The sequence below is a fragment of the Corallococcus sp. AB032C genome (assembly GCF_003668935.1).
GTDB lineage: Bacteria > Myxococcota > Myxococcia > Myxococcales > Myxococcaceae > Corallococcus > Corallococcus exiguus.
The window spans coordinates 1-238 of sequence record NZ_RAWP01000298.1 but is presented as its reverse complement, the minus strand read 5'-3'; the positions used below and the strand labels follow the sequence as shown (position 1 = coordinate 238).

The 238-nt window shown below is 69.7% G+C and carries 1 pseudogene; it reads left to right on the top strand.

Annotated features, from left to right (window positions below):
- Positions 1-14: 14 nt before the first annotated feature.
- A pseudogene (locus D7X99_RS43345) lies at positions 15-238 on the top strand (hypothetical protein); the annotation flags it as partial.

Below are 238 nucleotides of genomic sequence, written 5' to 3'. Positions count from 1 at the left end.
CCTGGTGCCGCGACATGGCGGACGACGGCTACTACCACTGGCTCTTGCGCTACCGCATCGCGCCCCAGGTGCTGGGCGTGCTCTTCGTGGGGCTGACGTTCGGCTGGCGCACCTGGTGCCGCGACATGGCGGACGACGGCTACTACCACTGGCTCTTGCGCTACCGCATCGCGCCCCAGGTGCTGGGCGTGCTCTTCGTGGGGCTGCCGTTCGGCTGGCGCACCTGGTGCCGCGACAT